Annotated in this window: 15 protein-coding genes; 3 read left to right on the forward strand and 12 right to left on the reverse strand. The window is 71.6% G+C overall.

Annotation, left to right across the window (positions count from 1 at the left end; genetic code table 11):
- Positions 1-162: 162 nt before the first annotated feature.
- From AB0N68_RS03545 to AB0N68_RS03565, 5 genes are read right to left on the reverse strand one after another with little or no spacing between them, the layout of a single operon-like run.
- Positions 163-894, reverse strand: a complete 732-nt coding sequence (locus AB0N68_RS03545) for a hypothetical protein (RefSeq protein ID WP_259952754.1) — start codon at positions 892-894, stop codon at positions 163-165.
- A gap of 7 nt (positions 895-901) precedes the next feature.
- Entirely contained in the window at positions 902-1672 is a 771-nt protein-coding gene (locus AB0N68_RS03550; protein WP_187663159.1) for a hypothetical protein, read from the reverse strand.
- Between the two features lie 24 nt (positions 1673-1696).
- Positions 1697-2008, reverse strand: a complete 312-nt coding sequence (locus AB0N68_RS03555) for a hypothetical protein (RefSeq protein ID WP_280568923.1) — start codon at positions 2006-2008, stop codon at positions 1697-1699.
- A 35-nt stretch (positions 2009-2043) separates the two neighbouring features.
- The gene (locus AB0N68_RS03560) at positions 2044-2700 is read right to left on the reverse strand and encodes a hypothetical protein (protein WP_280568926.1); all 657 of its coding nucleotides are present in this window, start codon (positions 2698-2700) and stop codon (positions 2044-2046) included.
- Positions 2697-2993, reverse strand: coding sequence for a WXG100 family type VII secretion target (locus AB0N68_RS03565; protein ID WP_259952759.1), 297 nt, complete (start codon positions 2991-2993; stop codon positions 2697-2699). Before AB0N68_RS03565 ends, AB0N68_RS03560 begins: the two co-directional genes overlap by 4 nt.
- 155 nt (positions 2994-3148) lie before the next feature.
- On the opposite strand from AB0N68_RS03565, the gene eccD reads away from it, so the two are divergent.
- Genes eccD through AB0N68_RS03580 form a run of 3 tightly spaced genes read left to right on the forward strand, consistent with a single transcriptional unit; the run spans position 3149 to position 7152 of the window.
- Positions 3149-4483: a type VII secretion integral membrane protein EccD gene (gene eccD / locus AB0N68_RS03570; RefSeq protein WP_187663155.1), complete on the forward strand. Its 1335-nt coding sequence runs from the start codon at positions 3149-3151 to the stop codon at positions 4481-4483.
- Between the two features lie 3 nt (positions 4484-4486).
- Positions 4487-5842, forward strand: a complete 1356-nt coding sequence (gene eccB, locus AB0N68_RS03575; protein WP_280568932.1) for a type VII secretion protein EccB — start codon at positions 4487-4489, stop codon at positions 5840-5842.
- Positions 5842-7152 (forward strand): S8 family serine peptidase, encoded by a 1311-nt coding sequence (locus tag AB0N68_RS03580; protein WP_280568935.1) that lies wholly within the window; start codon positions 5842-5844, stop codon positions 7150-7152. Before eccB ends, AB0N68_RS03580 begins: the two co-directional genes overlap by 1 nt.
- Before the next feature lie 15 nt (positions 7153-7167).
- Here AB0N68_RS03580 and AB0N68_RS03585 read toward each other — a convergent pair whose 3' ends face one another.
- Genes AB0N68_RS03585 through AB0N68_RS03615 form a run of 7 tightly spaced genes read right to left on the reverse strand, consistent with a single transcriptional unit; the run spans position 7168 to position 15683 of the window.
- Entirely contained in the window at positions 7168-7629 is a 462-nt protein-coding gene (locus tag AB0N68_RS03585; RefSeq protein ID WP_259952766.1) for a hypothetical protein, read from the reverse strand.
- A 58-nt stretch (positions 7630-7687) separates the two neighbouring features.
- Positions 7688-8362, reverse strand: coding sequence for a hypothetical protein (locus AB0N68_RS03590; protein WP_280568938.1), 675 nt, complete (start codon positions 8360-8362; stop codon positions 7688-7690).
- A complete protein-coding gene (locus tag AB0N68_RS03595) occupies positions 8359-9186 on the reverse strand; it encodes a PP2C family protein-serine/threonine phosphatase (protein ID WP_280568940.1) in 828 nt (275 codons plus the stop codon). Before AB0N68_RS03595 ends, AB0N68_RS03590 begins: the two co-directional genes overlap by 4 nt.
- Positions 9183-10784: a DUF5684 domain-containing protein gene (locus AB0N68_RS03600; protein ID WP_268777669.1), complete on the reverse strand. Its 1602-nt coding sequence runs from the start codon at positions 10782-10784 to the stop codon at positions 9183-9185. The genes AB0N68_RS03595 and AB0N68_RS03600 overlap by 4 nt, the downstream gene beginning before the upstream one ends.
- Complete coding sequence (locus AB0N68_RS03605) at positions 10781-13279, reverse strand: transglutaminase domain-containing protein (protein WP_363332130.1); 2499 nt, start codon at positions 13277-13279, stop codon at positions 10781-10783. Before AB0N68_RS03605 ends, AB0N68_RS03600 begins: the two co-directional genes overlap by 4 nt.
- A gap of 47 nt (positions 13280-13326) precedes the next feature.
- The gene (locus tag AB0N68_RS03610; protein ID WP_268777671.1) at positions 13327-14697 is read right to left on the reverse strand and encodes a DUF58 domain-containing protein; all 1371 of its coding nucleotides are present in this window, start codon (positions 14695-14697) and stop codon (positions 13327-13329) included.
- Positions 14694-15683: an AAA family ATPase gene (locus tag AB0N68_RS03615; protein ID WP_187663146.1), complete on the reverse strand. Its 990-nt coding sequence runs from the start codon at positions 15681-15683 to the stop codon at positions 14694-14696. Before AB0N68_RS03615 ends, AB0N68_RS03610 begins: the two co-directional genes overlap by 4 nt.
- Positions 15684-15715 lie beyond the last annotated feature (32 nt).

Below are 15715 nucleotides of genomic sequence, written 5' to 3' on the forward strand. Positions count from 1 at the left end.
CACGCGGGGGAGCGCCTTCCCGATACGGGACGACTTCGGAACAACCCCCGACCAATCTGTTTCCGCACATAGGCTAAGGCAGGTCGGTGCCCATTTCCAACGGCCTGGACAGATCCGTATCGAAATTTCTATGTTGGATCGATGAATGAGTGCCCTCACCACTCAGAACCCGTGCTGACGGACGAAGTCCGCGAATCCTTCGCCGGCTGAATCGCCACCGACGAAGGTCGGGACCTCGAGCAGGAACGTGTCGGTGAATCCGTCGCCACCCGGAACCACGACGTCGATCGGGTAGCTGCCACCGAACGCCAGCACGCGCGGTGTCCCTCCCGTGGCGGACGCATTCTGCACTGCCGCGACGATCGCCGCGGTCACGTCCACGCCGTTGATGCGGTACTCCGTGCCGTCGGGCAGCCGTTCCGCACCCGACATGTCCACCCCGACCGTCTCGGACGACAGATGGACGAGGCGATGCTCCGGGACCGTGCCCTCCTTCGGGATGCGGACGAGGTGCATGGTCTCGTCCCTGGTGTCGTCTCCGACCTGGTACCGCACCTGTACCTGCGCGCCGTCCGCGACCGTCTCCGCCCGGGTGACCTCGACGAGTTCAGGCCTCGAATCGACAGACGAGTACACCTCGTCGGCGAGCAGCAGCGCCTCGTCGGCGTCGATGTCGACGTCGAGGTCGGTCATCAACGCCGCCGATCGCGCATCTCCGTCCTCGAGGAGTTCGAAGAAGTTCTCGACCGTGGCTTCTGCCTGCAGGTCGTCGATGCTTGTCGCGATCGGCTGCACCGGCGACGCCGGAGCACACGCGCTCATGGAGGCGGCCAGGCAGAGGGCCCCCGTCCACGCGAGCAGTTTCCGCGCACGGCGGATGCGGGTTTCGTGCATGATCACCTCAGTAGATGACGGCAGCCGGCCAGGTGCCGTTCGGGAAGCCGTAGAGATTGGCCATCCCCTGCTTGAGCGAGTCGGCGGTGCTCTTCGATGCGGTGAAGTTCCGGGCCAGCTGCGCCGTCATGTCCACCGCGAGTTGCGCAAGGTTCGTGCAGACATTCACGATCTTCGGCACGATGTCGAGCCACTTCAGCGGGTCTGCCGAGATGAACTCGGACGCCGCATCGACCTGGTCGAGCATGTAGGTGATCATCCGCTCACCGAAGTCGATCCACGCGTTGAGGATCTTCTCCGCGTACTCGTTGAGAAAGTCCATCATCGAGTCCGTGTACCCCGCCAGGGTGTCCATCGCGGCCTTCTGCCGTTCCGCGAGGTCACCGTAGCCATCGCCGGGGTCGCCCTTCCACGTGCTGTCCGCGCGCAGGTAGGAACCTTCGATCGTCGTCTTGGAGCCGGTGATCTTCTGTTTGACCGTGATCCATTTGTCGTGCTTCGCGTACATCGCGAACGGATTGCCGGGACTCAGATAGTCGGCGATCGTGGCGACGAACTCGTTGTACTTCTCGATGGCGTCGTTGAGACGTTCCCTGACCTCGTTCATGGTGTTCTTGAACCAGTCGAGGAACTTATCCCAGAGGCTGATGTCGCCCTTCTTGGCGTCGTACGCCTCGTTGCATTCCGTGAGCTTCTGGCCGGTCTCGGCGATGCCGTCGGTGACGTTGCGCACCAGGTCGTCGAACGAACCCTGGTCGGTGGGTGTGATGAACTCCATGTTGTTCCTCTCCGAGGCTCCGGCTCAGCCCTGATCCAGCAACCACTGCGAGTAGCCGTCGGCCGCCTCGTAGTTCCGCTTCGTCTGGACAAGCTTGTCCGACACGGCCTGGAGCGCGATCTTGGCATCGTCGACGAGCGTCGAGATCGTGTCCTGCGCCGTGTTGTAGTTCTCTTCGGCACCGATCATGTGTCCGATTCCGTCCATCTCGAATCGGGCCAGTGCGCACTCCTCGACGATCCCGGCCACTTCGCCGTACGTCGTGGACAGGTCGCTCCACACCTTCGAGTCCGCCTCGAGATCTTCGAGCGCCGCCTCATAGTCTTCGTAACTCATGGTCCTCCGTCGTCGCTATGCGGGTGCAGGGGTGGTCAGTGCGAGGGGTGGGTGCGGGCGCGGACGGATGACACGACCGCCTTGAGCTCCGGCAGGTCACCGAGCACGCGGTCACGCTGATCACGCAGCCAATGGTCCGCTTCCTGGAACAGTCCGACGATCTCGGACGTGAGAGTCTGTTCGGGCGTGAACTGGACGTTGTAGGGGTCGACGTCCAGGGCGCGAGGAGTCCCGCCGACCAGCTCGAGCGTCACGTTTCCCGACGGGCTGCGCAGCTGAATCGACTCGCGCGTCGCTGCTTCGACGGATCGCCGATAGTCATCGAGTTCGGAGAACGCGGCGAGAAGGTTGCCGAGCCGAGCGCTGAGGGCGGCGCGGCCCTGCGTTCTCGGCGTCTCCACGGTGGGGGCGGTCTCGCCCGCTGAGGCGCGGTGCCCCAGCTCCTCTTCCAGTTCCACCTTCGTCTGATTCCTGGACGCCGCGCTCGCACGGAACAGCCGCAGGATCAGCGGACCGACATCCTCCGCGCGCACCGATCGCCACCACTGCGGCGACAGGCGCAGCAGGTCGAACGCACCGTCGGCCCCGACCGACACCTGTACGAGCCCATCATCGTCGGACACTGTCCAGATCTCGGGGTCCGCCGCGCGCAGGGCTCCCAGACGCTCATGCGTCGAATCGTGATTCGTCATGCCTCACTCCACAAGCTCTTGGTGGACCGCTGTGCGTTCGCGAAGACGTCGTTCGAGTCCCCGGTCCGTCGCTGCACGCGGTCGAGCTCGTCCTGCATCTCCTGCATCAGTGCATTCCAGCGCCCCTGGGCGTGCGCATATGCGCGATGGGCCTCGCCGCTCCACTCACCTGCGAGCCGGTCCAGGCTCGCCTGCAGGTCGCCGAGCAGTCGCGCGATCTCGTCGCGCGCCCCACGGAGCTCACCGACCAGCGCCTCGATCTGCGAGCCGCCGATCTTCATCTCTTCCGACATCTCCCCCGCCTTCCTCCGGTCGCGCGACGCCGCCATCGCTCGTCCACGCGTTCGCAACAGATAGTATCTGGCCTGTCAACTAGAGTGAGTCCGGGCCGGACCCCCGCAACGCCTGCGGCGGGAGAGCATCGCACACGTGGGGGGACACCACCGATATGAGCCAGAGCGGCACCGTGGCAGGAACCGTGCTGCGGATCTCCGTGGTCAGCGACGACCGCAGGCTCGACGTGGGGGTGCCATCGCAGGTCCCCCTGGTCGAGATCATCCCCGGCTTCGCTCGGAGTCTGGGCGTGCTGGATCCGACCCTCACGCACGGCGGATACGCGCTGCAGCGGGCGGACGGCACGCCCCTCGACCCCGCTCGCGGCGCCGCGGCCCAGGGCGTGCACGACGGCGAGCTGCTGACCCTGGTGCGCGGCGGGCTCATGCGCGAGCCGCGCATCTACGACGACGTCGTGGAAGCCGTGATCGACGCGACGGCGGAGCAGCACAACTCCTGGACGCCCGCGGACAGCTCCCGCACCGCCCTCTTCGTCAGCCTCACCTTCCTCGCCCTCTGCGCCGTGCTCCTCGTCGCGACGCCGCCGACGTCTCTGCTCCCGGCGATCATCGCGGGATCGGGCGCGGTCGTGCTCAGCGTCGCGGCCGCGGTGCTGATGCGGCTGCGGCAGCCCGAGGCCGGTCATGCGCTCGGCCTCACCGCCGCGGCGTACGGCGGGCTCGCGGGCTACCTCGCGGTCCCCGCGCAGAGCATCTGGGGCTGGCCGCTCGCCGCTCTCGGGCTCGGACTCGTCGTCGTCGGAGGCCTCAGCCTGGCCGTCACCCAGGACAAGCCCGAGATCCACCTCGTGCCCATCGCCCTCGGCGCCTCGGTCGGGATCACGGCCACGGCGGCCGCGGTCTTCGGCGATCCGCTCGCCTCGTACGCCCTGATGCTCGCGACCACGGCGCTGCTCGCGAACGGCATCCCGTGGCTGGCCCTGAGCTCCACCCGCATCCGGGTGATATCGCCGCAGAGTGATGCCGACATGTTCTCCGCACCGCAGCCCATCGATGCCGAGGAGGTGAAGCGTCGCGCCGCGGCCGGTACCCGCACGCTGATCGCGCTCCGTGCCGCGCTCGGCCTCGCCGCCCTGATCGCGACCCCGCTCGTCGCCGCCAGCGGTGTCACGGGCGCCGTGCTGTGCGTGCTCGCCTTCGTCGGCATGATGTTCCAGTCGCGGCAGATGCACGCCCGTCTCGGGGTGCTCGTGCTGATGGCGATCGGGGCCATCGGCCTCGCCGCGACCGGTGTGACCGTCGCTCTCGCCCTCCCCGACGTGCGCACCTGGATGCTGCTCATCCTCGTGGTCGCGACCGTGGTCCTCATCGGCCTCACGCTGCTCACACCCAAGGCCCGCCTCCGCCTCACGCGGCTCGGCGACACGGTCGAGGTCGTCGCGCTCGCCCTCCTGCTCCCGCTGGGGGTCATCACGGCGGGGCTCGTCTGACCGATGGCGACCAAGAAGGACCTGATCGAGGCCCAGGGCTTCAGCCGACGACGACTCCTCTCCGCTTTCACCGGCGGCGCCCCCGGCGGCAAGGAGCTCGAACCCGCCAAGCCGCTGCGCGCCGTGATCGCGGGCATCGCCCTCACCGTCGGCGTGATCCTCGTCGGCGTGTTCTGGGGCATCATGCAGCCGGGCCTCCCGGGCGACTGGCAGAACAACCGCCTCATCGTCGCCACCGACACGGGCGCCCGCTACGTCTCGGTCGAGGGGACGCTGTACCCCGTCATCAACACCGCCAGCGCCCGCCTGCTCATCCCCGCCGGCGAGTTCAAGGTCGTGCGCACGGATCAGGCCGCCCTCGACGGCATCCCGGTCGGCGGCTCGATCGGCATCCTCGGCGCGCCCGACGACCTGCCCACCCCGCGTGCCCTGATCAACACGGCATGGACGGCGTGCGTCGACGACGCCGCCGGCACCGCCGTCTCGCTGTCGGGGACGCCGATCGCGGCACCGTCGACGGGCACGGGCGCTGTGGTGCAGCGTGGCGACGAGCTCTTCGTGATCGCCGGCGGCCTGCGATACGCCGTCCCCGCCGACGACGCCAACGCGGTGTTGCGCGCGGTCGGCCTCGGCACCAGCGACGTCATCGAGGTCGACGGGCGCTGGCTCAACCTCTTCGAGAGCGGCGCCGATCTGGAGCCGATCCGGCTGAACGCCGTCGGCGCCCAGGTGCCGGGGACCGACCTGACGGCGGGCACGATCGTGCACGTGCAGGGCAGCCCCGCGGACGAGCGCTACGTCGCGCTCGCGACCGGAGAGCTCGCGCGCCTCAGCCCGCTCGCGTACCAGCTCTACCTGCTCGGCAGTGCGCAGGAGGCCGGCACGGACGAGGAAGAGGTGTCGCCGGCGGAAGTGGCCGACGTGCCCACCGTGCCGAACGCCGGTGGCGACGACTGGCCCACGCTTCCGCTGACGCCGCTCGCATCCGACGAGACGCCGTGCGCGGTCCTGGGTGACGACGCCCGCACCGTCCTCGGGTCCACCAGCACCGAGCTGCCGGAAGGTCGCGACCGCGTCGGCGTCACCGTCGGCGGCGGAGCCCTCGTGCAGACGAGCGGCCCGTCCGATGAAGCGGTGGGCATGGCCGTTCTCGTCGACGAGTCCGGCACCGCCTACGCCATTCCGGGCGCCGTCCTGGACGAGTCGGCCGAAGACGCGGCGAGCGGCCCGCTCGCCCAGCTCGGCTACACCCCGGGCGACGTCGGACGGGTGCCGAGCGCGTGGATCGACTTCTTCGCCGCCGGGCCGGCGCTGACCACCGAGGCCGCGAGAGAGTCGCCCGGCTCCGGGGACGAGTGATGCGCCGCCGTGCCGCTCTCGCCACCCTCGTGGTGGGTGCTGCCGTGCTGGGGACGCCGGCCGCCGCGGTGGCCGCGCCGGCTGCCCCCACGACGATCGTGTCGATGGCGACCGGTGCCTGCGAGCCCGGCACCGTGGTGTTCGCTGCGGAGGCGCCGTCGGCACTCACGGCCCTCGGGGCGGAGGATGCGAACCGTCTCGCCACCGGGAAGGGCATCGTGGTGGCGGTCGTCGACTCCGGAATCGACGCCGGCAACCCGCACCTCGCCGGTGTCGTCGTCGGCGGTGTGAACCTCGTCGGCGACGGGGAACGCGCTGACGGCTTGAGCGATCTGACCGGGCACGGCACCGCCATCGCCGGGCAGATCGCGGCGCAGCCCGTCTCCGGCTCCGGTGTCGTGGGCCTCGCCCCCGACGCGCGCCTGCTGTCCGTGCGCGCGTTCCGCAGCGATTCGCCGCAGGACGTCGACAAGGGGTGGGGCCCGAGCGCCCAGCGCCTCGCCGACGGCATCAACTGGGCGGCCGACAACGGCGCGGACATCATCAACGTCTCGTCGTCACAGGAGACGGACTCGCCTGCGCTGCGCGGGGCGGTAGAGCACGCTGCTGCGGTCGGAGCGCTCGTCGTCGCCAGCGGCGGCAACAGGGCCTCCGACCCCGAGGCGGAAGACGGAGCCCGGTATCCCGCGGCCTACGAACAGGCCCTCGGCGTCAGCGCGGCCGACGCCAACGGCCTCGCGACCGACAGCTCGATCCACGGGCCGCAGGTCGGCGTCACGGCCCCCGGCGCGAATGTCCTCACCGCGGCGACGGGCGGCGGCGACTGCCTGTTCGCCTCCGACGCCCCGGCATCGAGCTTCGCCACCGGCTACGTGAGCGCGGCGGCCGCGCTGGTCGCCCAGGCACACCCGGACGATCCTCCGGCGGGGTGGGCGTATCGACTGACGGCCACGGCACTCCGCGCCGATGCCGACAACCGCGACGACGTGAACGGCTGGGGCTTCATCCGGCCGTCGGCCGCCATCCAGCTCCTCCCCGACCCCACCACGCGCGGGCCCGTCAGCCCCTTCTTCGACACCGCGGAGAGCGCGGTGCGACCCCCGGTCGTGAGCGTCGACCCCGACCACGGCGTGCCGCCCTTCATCCTCACCCGCGAGGTGGCGCTGATCGCCGCGATCGCCGGAGCGACCCTGCTCGGGGTCCTCGGCATCCTCATCGTGCTCCGGCGACGCCGGGAGTCCCCGCCCGACGCGGCGGGCGACGTCGAACGACAGGGCGGCCTCCTCGACCGCCCCGAGCCCGAGGTCTGAGAGTCAGAGGCCGACTCACCGGCCGGCGGCTGCCGCCCGTCGCGCCCTGACGACCGCCCCCACGAGCACCGCACCGGTGATCATGACACCTCCCGCCAACGGGAGCAGGAGCAGCCCGACGGCCGCGCTCTGCTGGTTCTGAACGACCTGACCGTAGACGAAGGCCCCCATGCTGCCCAGCACACCGACGAAGAGCGCCGCCGCGACGAGCCAGAGCAGTGGGGTCATCGCGGTGAGCGTCGTCGACGGCTCCCGGACGAACCGGAAGGCTAAGCCGGCGAAGAGGAACGACACCGCTGCGACGACCAGAGCCACCAGACCCGCGAAGAGGAATCCCGGGTCGGTCCCCGCCGCGACGAGCGAGGGAATCGCGACGATCGTCGTCAGAGCACCGAACACAAGGGCGAACACGCCGGCGACACGTGGCCTGCGCGACGTGCTGCTCGTCGTCGCCGACCGCTTCACACCCTGATCCATCCGTCCGTCCCCTCCACCGACGTCCCACCCTAGCGAGGACCGCACGGCGCCTGCTTCCTCAGCCGAAGACGACGAAGCCCAGCACCACGAGACCGGCCACCGACACGACGCTCGCGCCGACGGTCGCAGCGAGGGTGAAGACGCTCCACCGCTGCGCCTGCTTGGCGACGGAGGGCAGCCCGGGCTCCACCACCCGCGTGGGTGCGGCCGCCCCGACGACGACGGGCGGGGCGACGGGGGTGCGGGGTGCCGGTCGGGGCTTGTAGATCGCGGGGGCCGGTGCACCGTCCGGGGCGGCGAAGGAATCGACCGTGAACCGCGGCCCGGCGGTCTCGGGTGCGATGCCGTCGCCCGCTGCGGCGGCACCCTTCTTCCGCCGCAGGCGTCGAGCCGGACGCGCGACCGCCACGGTGGCGTCCTCGGGGGCGTCGGCCGCCGGAGGTGCGGACCGATCGACGACCACGGTCGCGTCGTCGATGGCCTCACCCGCGGCGTCCTCGGGCCCGGCATCGTCCGGCTCATCGGCGACGGTGCCTTCTGGCGCGTCCACTGCGGCATCGTCGGTCCGGTCGGGAGCCGGAGCCGTCTTCGCGCGATCCACCACGATGGTCGCCTCGTCGACGGCGGACGATGTGTCATCGGCCGCCGGGGGCACCGGGTCGGCGGCCGCTTCGGCCCGCCGGCGGTCCCGCCGCGTCAGTATGACGGTCTCCTCGACCTCATCGTCGCTCATCGCGCCCGTACCGGGACGGTCGTGCCGTCGAGCATCGAGTCGGTGAGCGCGGACACCGCGGCCCGTCCGCCCGTCGCGTCGTCGGCACGGGTCCGCGCGCCGCCGGAGACGACGTCGATCACGAGGACCGAGACGTTGTCGCGTCCGCCGCCCTGCAGCGCGCGGCGCACCAGAGCCGCCGCCGCTGTCTCGGGACGGCCGTTCATGGTCAGCGTCGCACGGATGGCTTCGTCGCTGACCTCGCCGGTGAGCCCGTCGGAGCACAGCAGGAGCCGCTCACCGTCGACGACGGGGAGGAGCCAGCTGTCCGCGGTGCTGTCCGGAGCGCCGACCGCCCGCGTGATGACGTTGCGGCGCGAGAACGAGGCGAGGTCTTCGGGGCGGAGCTCCCCGGCATCGACGAGCTCCTGCCCGAGGGAGTGGTCGATCGTGAGCTGCGCCAGCTCGGTGCCGTGGTGCCGGTAGACCCGGGAGTCCCCGACGTTGAAGACGAGCCAGTGCGGCGCGCCCTCGTGCTCCACGAGGGCCACACCCGTCACGGTGCTGCCTGCGCCGCGCTTGTGCGCGGCGGCGATCGCCTCGACCACGGCCGTGGCACGGCTCAGAGCGTCGCTGATGTCGCCGACGTCGACCGCTCGCCCCCGCAACGGCTCGAAGGCGGCGACGACGGCTGCACTGGCGCGGTCACCGGCGTCGTGACCGCCCATGCCGTCGGCGACCAGGAAGACCGGGCGTGCGTCGAGCACCGCATCCTCGTTGGCCGTCCGCGTGAGCCCGGTGTCGGTCAGCGCTGCGACCCGGAGGACGACGGATTCCACGGTCACGAATCGCGCTCCGCGACGACGTGCATGCCCACTTCGCCCAGGATGAACCGGCCGGTGCCGACCACGCTCTCCCCGGCGTCCAGGAGGGTCTCCGACCCGTCGTCCGCGACCACCACGACGCCGTTGGTGGCGTGCAGGTCGGTCAGTCGCCACTCGTCCTCCTGCACCACCAGGCGGGCGTGAGTCTTCGACAGCGTGCGCGTGGTGTCCGGGATGGCCAGCCGCTGCTCGCCCGGCTCGCCTGTGGGGTTTCGGCCGATCACGACGCTCGCACCGGACAGCGAGAACCGGCGACCGTCGTCCAGCACAAGGACCCGCCGCACGCCGCGCTTGCGGGCGACCACCACCGTGGCATCGAGGTCGTCGTCGGTCGGGCGCGGTGTCACCACGGTCTTGTCGACGTCGGGGACCAGACCGCCCGGGACCGCGAGCGCCTCTGTCGCGGGGGCAGGCGCCGGCGCGCTCTGCTCCGCCGCGGGTGCCACAGCCGTCATCGACGGAACAGGGCGGATCGTGGGCATCTGCGGGGCCTCGGGCTGACCGCCGTCGCGGAACGAGGGCGGCACGGGTCGGACGACACGGTTCGCCTCCGGAGCCGGCGCGGGGGCAGCGGGCTCCTCGCTCGGCGACGAGTCCACGGAGGGAGCAGGGGCCGGCGCGGGCTGCGGGGCGGCCGGCGGTACGTCGCCCATCGCGGCCATGATGCCGGTCGTCGGCTGCGCGGGAGCGGAGGGCGTCGGCTGTGCGGCCGGGGAGGGTGGTGTCGGAGCCACCGCGGGCGGAAGCACGGGCGCCGCCGGCGGAACCGGGGCAGCAGGCGGAATCGAGGCAGTCGGCGGAACGGGCGCAGCCGGCGGAACGGGAGCAGCCGCGGGCGACGGCGCGGGCGGCGCCGGTGGTGCGAACGACGGAGACGGCGTCGAGGACGACGGAGCCGGCGGCGCGGCAGGCGGAGCGAACACCGGCGGCGCGAACGACCTCGGTGCCGCGGGCTCGCCCTGCGGCGCACCCGCGGTCGGCGGGGCACCCGGGGGTGGGGTCGGAGCTACCGCGGGCGGCGCGGCGTAGTCCGGGAAGATCAGCGAGGGCGCCTCCGGCGATCCGTTCCCCGCCGGAGCGAGGGAGGGGATCGTGTAGCCCGACGCATCACGCGCCGGAGCCGCAGAAGGCGGAGCGCTGCGGCGCGGACCCGGCTGGAGCGCCGCGAGTCGGTCCCCCTCCGGATAGGGCGCCGGGCCCCACGCGAGGATGGTCGCCCACACGGGCGGCAGGAGGATGGCGAGGACCGTCATCCCCGCGCCCCGTCCGAACCGCCGGTTGATGCGATGCGTGGCGACGACCTTGAGGTAGATGCCGTAGAGCTGCACGAGCGGGATGAAGTAGAAGACCACCGACCAGGCGGGCACTCCCCCGCGGGCGAGGATCTCGGCCTCGTTGAGGACGGGCACCCATCCCTTCCACCCTTCCCCGTCGATGCGGGGGAACAGGCGCGAGAGCGCCAGGGCGTACCAGACGTAGACGGCCAGGCCGACGAGCAGGCCGAGTCCGACGATGATGGCGAGCATCGTGGCCGGACCGGAGTCCGCGGGCGCGGTCATGAGTCCCCCTTCTTCCGGTCATCCAGTGAACCGGTCCCTCCGAGCGTACCGAGCGTGGGTCGCGCGCCGAAGCCGGGGAGACGCAGGGAGCGCGTCCTCGCGACGAAAGACGTCGGCCGCACACGCGTGCGCAGACGCTGCCACCGCGTCCCCGTCTTCGCCAGCTCCGCTCGCTCCGCATCCACGATCGCCCACGCGGCCGTCGCGTCGTCGGGAGTCGGCGGGTGCTCGGCGAAGACGGCGCGGTCCACGAGAGCGGCCAGCCGCTGCGCGGCCGCACGACCGCTCGACTGTGCGCGCTGCGTCCGGGTGCCCTGCGCGACCATGGGGACGTCGTGGTCGGCGTACACGTCGGCGAGCTCCTCCCAGGCGCCGGCGAGCCGGACCTCGGGGTCCGGGGCCGTGCGGCGCGCGTGGGCACGTCGGCTCTTCGCGACCAGGAGCACGAGGAACGGCAGGGCCAGCAGGAGCAGGGCGAGCAGACCCAGTCCGGCCCCGGTGAGGATCGGCAGCAGGAAGGCGAGGACCTCCGAGCCCGGCTCCTCCAGCGGGGGCGCGTCGTTGTTCGCGTCGCTCTGCGCCTGCGGCGGGTCCAGTGCCTCGGACCGCGGCTGCTCCGGAACGGTCGGGTGCTCCGGCAGCTGCTCTCCCTCGGTGATGGCGCTCGGCAGCATCGCGTACTGCGGCGTCGCATCGACCGGGATCCACTCGTCGCCCGACGCACGCACCTCGACCCAGGCGCTCATGTTCGCGCCGGTGCAGACCTCGGTGCAGGCCGGGATCCCCGGGACCTCCTCCGCCGTCGCGAGTCGTGCGCCCAGCACCACACGGGATTCGAGACCCCAGTGCTGCGCGAGGAGCGCCGCGGCCACGGAGAACTGCTCGTCGTCACCGACCGCCGACACGAGCAGCTCGGGGTCGGCGTCGGGACCGGCCCGCCGCTCCTGCTCCGTCAGCTCGGTGAACAGCTCCTCGATGCGCGCGGCCGAGTGTCCGGCGTAGCTGGGCGCGAACGCGTACCCCTCAGACGCCTGGAGCGCCGCGATCCACCCCGCAGCGGAGGCGTCCTCGAGCAGCGCGTGGCTCAGGTAGCCCCGCGACCGGAGGCGATCGATCAGCTCGAGGTAGCCGGCGCCGGTGCGCGGCTGCTCCTGCATCTCCGCCCACTCGACGAGCGCGGGGTATCGATCGGCGTCGAGGGTCGACCGGCCGCCCTGGAGGGCCGTGATGTCGCCGGGCTTCTCCGGCGCATCGATCAGCACGGAGTAGCGGTCACCGGGCACGAGGCCCTCCCCGCCACCGGACGCATCGGCGACGGTGATCGCGGTGTCGCCGTCGGCGTTCACATGGAAGCCGTCGGCGAGCGCATCGGCACGCTCCCCGGAGAATCCGGGCGCCTCCGCGAGTCCGGCGGGTGCCGGCACCCAGATCCCGCGGTAGGCGTCGCCGATCGTCACCTCCAGCGTCACCCGGCCGGCGCCCGGGAGGGCGGAGCGCGGCAGACGACTGAAGCGGTCGTCGGCGTCGATGTGGAAGTCCTCGCCGTCGTACGCGTCGAGGGTCACCAGGCGGAGGCGGTCCACGGCGCCGGGGTCGCCCTCCAGCTGCACCACGGGCGTGTCCAGCGTGTCGCCGGAGAACCAGGACCGGTAGGAGCTGAGCGGACTCGGCTGTTCCTGCACCACGACCATGGGTTCGATCTCGTCGCGGAGCACGGAGCGGTCGGACCAGCCGGCCGCGGCGGGGGCGATCGCGAAGCCCGCGGCCAGGGCGACCACGGCCAGCCCCGCCGAGAGGAGGTGGCGGCGCACGGTGAGCCAGGCGGGGGTCGCGCGACGGGAGATGTTCGCCGCCGCCACGCTGCGCAGCGCGGCGGCGCGCTGCAGGCGCGTGCGCCCGACGAGCCAGACCAGCGACGCCACGAAGACCGCCACCCCGACCAGCCATTCGCGCGGCGCGGGGAGCTCGATTCCCGCCACCGTCACGGGAGAGGACGTCCCGCTCACACCGAAGGCGATGCCGAAGACGCTCATCGCCACCACCACCGGGACGGCCGCCGCCGCCCGCTTGCCCCCGCCCCAGACGAGCAGCGTGGCGACGAATGAGCCGAACAGCATCACCACGAGGAAGGGGATGAGGACTGCCTGGTACTCCCCCAGCGGCGGATTCAGCGTGAGCATCTGCTTCCAGCCCAGCACGACCCCGAGCACCGCATCCCGCACACCGCCGAGGAACGCGGGCACGGAGGTCAGGGCGGAGGGGATCGCGAGGGGCACCGCGACGAGCAGGTACACGCCGGCCGCGGTGACCGCGGCGAGCAGCGTTCCCCAGCGCAGGACGCGCGCGACGACGGCGACGGCGATACCGAGGAGGCCGCCGATGATCCCGACGGCGAGGGCTCGGGACGACTCGTAGACGGGCCAGGCGGCCGCCGTGGCGAGGAGCACACCGGCCAGCACGTATCCCAGAGACCAGAGCAGGAGCGCCGACGGCACGAACCCCCGTCCGGATCGCGCGCGTCCGCGCTTCGGCCCGCCGGCGCTCACCGCAGCGCTCCGCGGGCGAGCATCTGGGGGAGGTCGCCCAGCGCACCGAGAGTCATCACCGCGAGCTCCCTGGCCGTCCGCATCGTCGGCTGCGCGCCGAGCTCACTGCGCACCGCGACGGCCTCCACGGCTGCCGGGAGCTTCACCGCCGCGTGACGCAGACGCTCGATCGGCAGGACGGACCCGGTGAGCAGGAACCCGATCGAGAGGTCGGGGTACGACTGCGCCGTGAGAGCGGTGACGGCCTCGAGCCTCATCACCCGCGCCGTCTGATCGATCGTGGAGGTCGCGTCGAGGAGAGCCTTGGGGGTGACCGTGGGCAGCGTACGGATCGACAGCACCTCGGCGCGGCCGTGCTCCGGGATCTCGTTGCTCACCGAGAACAGCACGTCCCTGCCGTCCCGCACACCCTGCAGCGCCAGCGAGGCGGCCGCGCTGACGGTGTTCTCGAACTCGTCGTCGTCGGCGTACGACTCCGGGTCGAGATCCAGGATGACGGCGATGCGCGCGTGCCGGGACTCCTCGTACTGCCGCACCATGAGGGTGCCCGTCTTCGCCGTGGACTTCCAGTGGATGTGGCGCGGCGAGTCGCCGACGACGTACTCGCGCACCGCGTGGAAGGAGAGGTCCGCGTCCACCAGAGTGGTGCTCGGCGTGCCCTCGAGGTCGCGGATCAGTCCCGCGCTGGTGCTGGGGAGCCGCACGGTCACCGGGTGCACGTGGATGCGCTGCACGTCCGGCCACCGGAGTTCGCGGCGGAGGATGCCGATCGGGTCGCCGCGGGTGATGGTCATGGGGCCCACGTCGATGACGCCGCGGCGGTGCGCGGCGATGGTCAGCTCTTCCCGATGATGCGCCCCCGGCCGCAGCAGCGGGACGTGCGCCTCGACGAGGCCCTCGCCCACCGGCACGTCCACGACACCGGGGAGCGAGAGGCGCTCGCCGTTGTTGCGGACGTCCAGCGTCGCGCCGATCTCGGCGCCCGCGACGACGCGGTCGCGATCGAGCACGAGATCGATCCGGTAGTCATGGGCACCGAGGATGAACGGGACGCAGGCCACCAGCAGCACGAGCGCGATCGTGGCCACCGCCCAGGCCTCCACCCAGCCGAACAGCAGCCCGGCGAGCACACCGAGCACCACCGCGACGGCCACGAGCATGCCCGCCGTGGTCACCGTCTCGCGGACCCAGCCGACGGTGGCCCTGGTCGCGCGGCCCACGGAGCGGGCGACGCGACGCGCGCCGAAGACCGCGCCGCGCACGGGACCGCGGCGCGTGCGGTCGTAACGCGTGACGGTGGACGTCCGCGTCGACGTGCTCGTGCCCGCGGTCGTCCGCGTCAGGCGGGATTCGGTGCTGAAGGTCACGCAGTGCCGTTCTCGCGCGGGGGTTCGACGTCGAGGAGGATCTGCCCGACGACGGCCACGGCCGTCACCCCGTCGAACTCGGCCTCCGGCTCGAGGACCAGGCGGTGCGCGAGGGCGACGACGGCGAGTTCGCGCACGTCGTCGGGGGTGACGAACGTGCGTCCGTTCTTGGCCGCCCACGTCATCACCAGGCGGGACAGCGCGAGGGCGCCGCGCACACTGGCACCGAGACGGACCTCGGACGCCCGGCGCGTGGCATCGACGATGCGCATGATGTAGTCCGACACCAGCGGGTTCACGTACACGCCGCGCGACATCTCCGCCATCGTGAGGATCGTGTCGGTGTCCACGATGCCGTCGAGCACCGTCTTCGGGCGACCGGCGCCCTGCAGGATGCGCATGGTCGCCGCCTCGTCCGGGTATCCGATGGAGGTCTTGATCATGAAGCGGTCGAGCTGCGCCTCGGGGAGCCGGTAGGTGCCGCCCTGCTCGATGGGGTTCTGCGTCGCCATCACGAGGAACGGGGAGCCGACCGCACGGGTGACGCCGTCGACCGTGACCGTGCCCTCCTCCATGACCTCCAGCAGCGCGGACTGGGTCTTCGGGCTCGCCCGGTTGATCTCATCGGCGAGCACGATGTTCGCGAAGACGGGCCCCGCGTGGAACTCGAACGTGCCCTCCTTCTGGTCGTAGACCGTGATGCCGGTCACGTCACCCGGAAGCAGGTCGGGCGTGAACTGGATGCGGCTGCTCGTTCCGTTGACCGTCTGGGCGACGGCGCGGGCGAGCGCCGTCTTGCCCGTCCCTGGATAGTCCTCCAGGAGGACGTGGCCTCCGCTGACGGCGGTCGCGAGCACGAGCTCGACCACGTGGCGCTTGCCGAGGATCGCCTGCTCGACGTTGCCGGTCAGGATCGAGAACGTCTCGGCGAACCAGGAGGCCTGTTCGGGGGCAAGGGTGACGGGGGCGGCTGCGGTGGCTGGCATAGGGAAAGAGTATTCGTGTCGGGACGCTCGGC

Origin of the sequence: Microbacterium meiriae (genome assembly GCF_040685015.1) — a bacterium.
GTDB lineage: Bacteria > Actinomycetota > Actinomycetes > Actinomycetales > Microbacteriaceae > Microbacterium > Microbacterium meiriae.